Raw genomic sequence first — 5126 nt, 5'->3', positions numbered from 1 at the left:
AGAAGTAAAATCTACTGGGGGATAGATGAGTAGAATTTACTTTTTCATTTTTGAACAGTGATGTAAATGCGGTTTATAGAGAAAAGATTCTGATTTTATGCTATACTTTTCGTTTAGAGCACTGCCTTTCTAAGGATGGGCAGGAGGATTTTCCCATGTGCTAAGGAAGAGCGAAGCGGAAAGAACGGTGAGGGACAGACCGGGCCGAAAAACAGAGTGAAACAACAGAGTTAGAATAAGCTGAATAATCAGAACAAAAATCAGAACAAAGTAAAATTAGAAACATTAGAGCAAAATCAGAACAAAGCAAAATCAGAAACATCAAGCAATAGATTTTAAGGGGGACTATGGAAGAAGCAGAGAAAATCATTTCGGTGGATCAGGTAAGCAAGGTCTATCGTTTATACGATAAGCCCATAGACCGGCTACTGGAAAGCATTAGCCTTCGGAAAAAATCTTACCATAAGGATTTCTATGCCCTGAGAGACATTTCCTTTTCCGTAGGAAGGGGAGAGGCAGTGGGGATTATCGGCACCAACGGCTCCGGTAAGTCTACCATGCTGAAGATTATCACCGGGGTACTCAGCGCCACCACGGGAAAGGTGGAAAGCCGAGGAAGCATTTGCGCTCTTTTGGAGCTGGGCGCCGGCTTTAACCAGGATTATACCGGTATTGAAAATATCTATATGAACGGCACCATGATGGGCTTTAGCAAGGCAGAGATGGATGAGAAGCTCCCTGCCATTTTGGAGTTTGCGGATATCGGAGATTTCGTGTACCAGCCCGTAAAGTCCTATTCCAGCGGTATGTTTGTCCGTCTGGCCTTTGCCCTGTATATCTCCATTGACCCGGAGGTTTTGATTGTGGACGAGGCCCTGTCCGTGGGAGATGTATTCTTTCAGGCCAAATGTTATCACCGCATGGATGAATTAAAGCGGAAGGGCACCACCATTTTGATGGTAACCCACGACTTAGGCTCGGTAATGAAGTACTGCGACAGGGTGGTGCTTTTCCACAAGGGAGAAAAGGTTGGGGAAGGCCTTCCCGGACAAATGGTGGATAAGTACAAGAAGATTTTGGCAGGAAAGGATCCCCATGCCGAGCAGTTTATGGAGGAGCAGAACTTCCTTGGCAATGTGGACGGAGAGCGTAGGGGAAATGCCGGAAGCGGCGGAGCTAATAGCAAAGTCGGTAAAACCGGAGCCGATGGCAGCGGAATAGCCGATACAGCCGGAAATACGGAATCTGACGGGATCGGCCAAGAAGGCGTATCCGGAGCCGGCACTGCCAAAACCACCGGAGCCGCCACCGCCGGTACAGTCGGAACCACCGAAAAAAACGTCGGCACAGGCATAGCCTCAGGAACCGCCGAACCCGCATCCCCCGAAGCCGGCCAATCTTCCCAAAAGCCTCTAGGCTTTATGAAAGACCATTTGACCTTAAATCCCTCCAGCCAGCAGTACGGCAACGGTAAGGCGGAGATTCTGGACTTCGGCGTGCTGGATAAGGACGGGCGTCCCAGCAATGTGCTACTAAAGGGCGAAGAATTTTCCATCAAAGAACGGATTGTCTTCCATGATGATATCGCCGCCCCCATTTTCACCTTCACCATCAAGGACAAGCGAGGCATGGACCTAAGCGGCACCAACACCCTTTTTGAAGGCAAGGAAATCCCGGCGGTAAAGAAGGGGGACGAGTATTTCTGCACCTTTACCCAGCGGATGAACCTGCAAGGAGGAGAGTACCTTCTGTCCATTTCCTGCACCGGCTTCGAAGAAGGGGAGCACACGGTTTACGACAGAAAATACGACATTACCAGTATCACCGTTTTATCCAATAAAAACACCGTTGGAATTTACGATATGGAGTCGGAAGTGACTCTGGAAAGGCATGAGGCATGAGTTTTTCGAAGCTGCAATCCAACTTAATCGAATGGATTTCGTTTTTCCCCGGAGAAGGGGGGCTGGAGAAGGACAGCAAGGTCCTGCTTCTGGCAGAAAAGGATAGCCAGGAGCTTTTTGAAAAGCTACTACGAAAAAGAGTAAAAAGCATCAGTCTTCGTTTGGAGGAAGACCGCTTTGACTATATTATTATTCCCCTTTTGACTAAGCGACATTTGATGCTCTTCCAAGGCTCTTTGGAGGAGATGCTTCGAAGCTTTTTGGAGAAGTGGCTACTTCCCGGGGGCGAAGTGATTTTGGGGATGGAAAATGAGAATGCTCTGGAGCGCATTTCCACCGGCTACTACGAGAAGGAGCCGGCTTACCAAAGCTATGATGCTTTGAAAATGCTGGAAGAGAGCCTGAAAAAGGACTACCCGAAGGCTCGGGCAAGTCTTTATTTTCCTATGCCTTCCTTAGAGTATCCCATTCACTTTTATACAGAAAAAAGACTTCCCAAGGAGGGAGAGGAGAGCTACGGCTATGTGGCACTGGGAAAGAAAGGGGTTTTCCCCCAATTTGCCCCAAGCTTTCTCTACCGTTTCCGGGGAGATGCCAGGGCTATCCTTTCCATGAAGGACGTCCATAGCGATGATGTGGAATATATCAAATACAATTCCAGCAGAAAGCCGGAGTATGCCCTGAAAACCGAGATTCTTCGGGATAAAGAGGGTAATCGAAAAGTTTTAAAGGAAGGCATAGGGGCGGAGGCCAATGCCCACATTGATTCCTTGCCGAAGAAGCGGAAGCTCCTTAGCGAAAGCTTCGCCCGGCGGAAGATTCAGGTTTTGGAGGAGGAAGGCTTTTGGCGGGCCTATGCCGGTTCCCAGTCTCCTTCCAGCATTTTGTACCCCTTTGTAAAAGGAAAGAGCATCGGAGAAATTCTGGGAGAGCTGATTTCCCAAGGAAAGGCTCCGGTAAAGGAAATTCAGGAAGCCCTGCATCTTCTTTTGGGAGAGGAAAGCTTCATAAAGCCTGCCAACTTGGATTTACTTTTTGAAAATGTCATCATGGACGGAGAGCAGGCGGTACTCATTGATTGCGAGTGGGTAAAGGAAGAGGGAGAGGAACGGCTTTTCCTTCTGTATCGCATCCTCCATTACTGGTACGAAGAATACAAGGACAAGTTAAAATATAAGGACGAAGAAAGCTTCTTCCGCCTGTTTTCCATCAATAAGCCGGAGCTTCTTTCCTGCGAGCGTAAGGAAGCCATTTTCCAGGAAGAGGTGCATGGAGAGGGACAGGAGAAAAATGTTTGGGCTTACCAGCAAAGTCGCATGAGCCCGGAAAATTTCCAAAAGCAAAAAGAAGAAATCGCCCTACGCCGGGAGCAGATCCAATATTTGCAGGAAGAGCTGAAGGAAAAAGAGATTTCCGTGAAGAAAGAGCGGGAGGTAAACCGCTTAACCAACGTTCATGTGGGCAATCTGGAAAATGTGATTCGTGCCCATGAGCGGGATATTGCCCAGCTACAGGAGGAACGGAATTATTTTGAACGGCACCAAAGCCTGCCTTCGAAGATCAGAAGACGGCTTTCCGCCTCCTTTAACCGCCGTTTTCCAAAGGACAGTAAGAGAAGATTGATTCTGCATTACATGGGACGGACTCTGCTCCATCCCTTTAAAACCCTGCCCCTATATTTTACGGCAGAGGGAAGAAACAGAATTTCCGGACACTTTAAGATTGGACAGGCTTACTTTGACGGGGGAAAGATTCGTCTTCCCAAGGTGGACAAGCCTAAGGTCAGCATCGTCATTCCCTGCTATAACCAGATTCACTATACCTACCGTTGCCTACAGTCCATACTCCGCTTTACCGACGAAAGGGAGATTCCCTATGAGGTGATTATTGCGGACGATGTGTCCACAGATGCTACCAGAGATTTACGCCTGTTTTCAGAAAATCTGGTGATTGCCCGGAACAAGGAAAATATGGGCTTTTTGAAAAACTGTAATCAGGCGGCGGCTTTAGCCAAGGGAGAATACATTTTCTTCCTAAACAATGATACGGAGGTAACGGAGGGCTGGCTTTCCTCCCTTGTGGAGCTGATGGAAAGACGGCCGGATGCGGGAATCGTCGGCTCTAAGCTGGTGTATCCGGACGGAAGATTGCAGGAGGCGGGAGGCATCATCTGGTCTGATGCCTCCGGCTGGAACTACGGAAGACTGCAAGACCCGGAGGATCCGGAGTACAACTATGTGAAGGAAGTGGACTACATTTCCGGTGCCGCCATTTTGGTGCGAACAAGCATTTGGAAGGAGCTTGGGGGATTTGACGAGCTCTTTGCCCCCGCCTACTGCGAGGATTCCGACCTGGCCTTTTCCGTTCGGAAAATGGGGAAAAAGGTATTGTACCAGCCAAAGTCCAAGGTCATCCATTATGAAGGCATTTCCAACGGAACGGATGTGGAAGGCAGCGGACTTAAGCGTTATCAGAAGGTCAACCAAGAAAAATTCAAGGAAAAATGGAAGGAAGAGCTGAAAAAGCAGTGCGTCAATATCGGAAGTCCCAACCCCTTCCAGGCCAGAGAACGGGGCATGGGCAAGCGCTATGTGCTCTTCGTGGACCACTATGTACCCACCTTTGACAAGGACGCCGGTTCCAAAACCACCTACCAGTACCTGAAAATGCTGGCGGAAAAGGGCGTGCAGGTGAAGTTCTTAGGGGACAATTTCCTAAAGGAAGAGCCTTACACGGAAGCCCTGGAGCAAATGGGCATCGAAGTCCTTTACGGCAGTAAGATGCAGGGGGGCATTTGGAAGTGGATGGAAGACAATAAGAAGATGATTCAGATTGTTTATCTAAACCGCCCTCACATTGCCTCCAAGTACATAGACTACATCAAGGAAAATACGGACTGGAAGATTATTTTCTATGGCCATGACCTGCATTTTCTCCGTCTGCAAAGGGAGTATGCCCTAAAGCCAAGACCGGAGCTTTTGGAGGAAATCGCCTACTTTAAGAGCATGGAGCTTTCCGTCCTGCAAAAGGCGGACATCAGCTATTACCCCTCCAACTTAGAGGTGGAGGAAATCCATAAGATTGACGACAGCATTCCGGTAAAGGCCATTACCGCCTATGTGTTCTCCGACTCCGTGCAGGTGGAGAAAATGACGGAGGGCCGGGAAGGAATGCTCTTTGTGGGAGGCTTTGCTCACCCGCCAAATGAGGACGGCGTGCTTTGGT

At 48.8% G+C, this 5126-nt stretch carries 2 protein-coding genes; both read left to right on the top strand.

All coding sequences use genetic code 11. The features are described 5' to 3' along the window. Positions 1 to 347 precede the first annotated feature (347 nt). Positions 348 to 1901, top strand: a complete 1554-nt coding sequence (locus RYL27_RS10810; protein WP_314967157.1) for an ABC transporter ATP-binding protein — start codon at positions 348 to 350, stop codon at positions 1899 to 1901. Then, on the top strand, positions 1898 to 5126 hold a 3229-nt coding region (locus RYL27_RS10805), incomplete at its 3' end, for a glycosyltransferase family 2 protein (protein WP_314967156.1). The genes RYL27_RS10810 and RYL27_RS10805, both read left to right, overlap by 4 nt.

This window comes from Oribacterium sinus (assembly GCF_963537195.1).
GTDB lineage: Bacteria > Bacillota > Clostridia > Lachnospirales > Lachnospiraceae > Oribacterium > Oribacterium sinus_A.
The sequence above is the reverse complement of the archived record's forward strand: the minus strand, read 5'-3'. Positions and strand labels throughout refer to the sequence as shown.

What these genes read in the sequence shown, in the direction of transcription:
- RYL27_RS10810 (WP_314967157.1), top strand. Translation starts at nt 348, where the DNA reads ATGGAAGAAGCAGAGAAAATCATTTCGGTGGATCAGGTAAGCAAGGTC.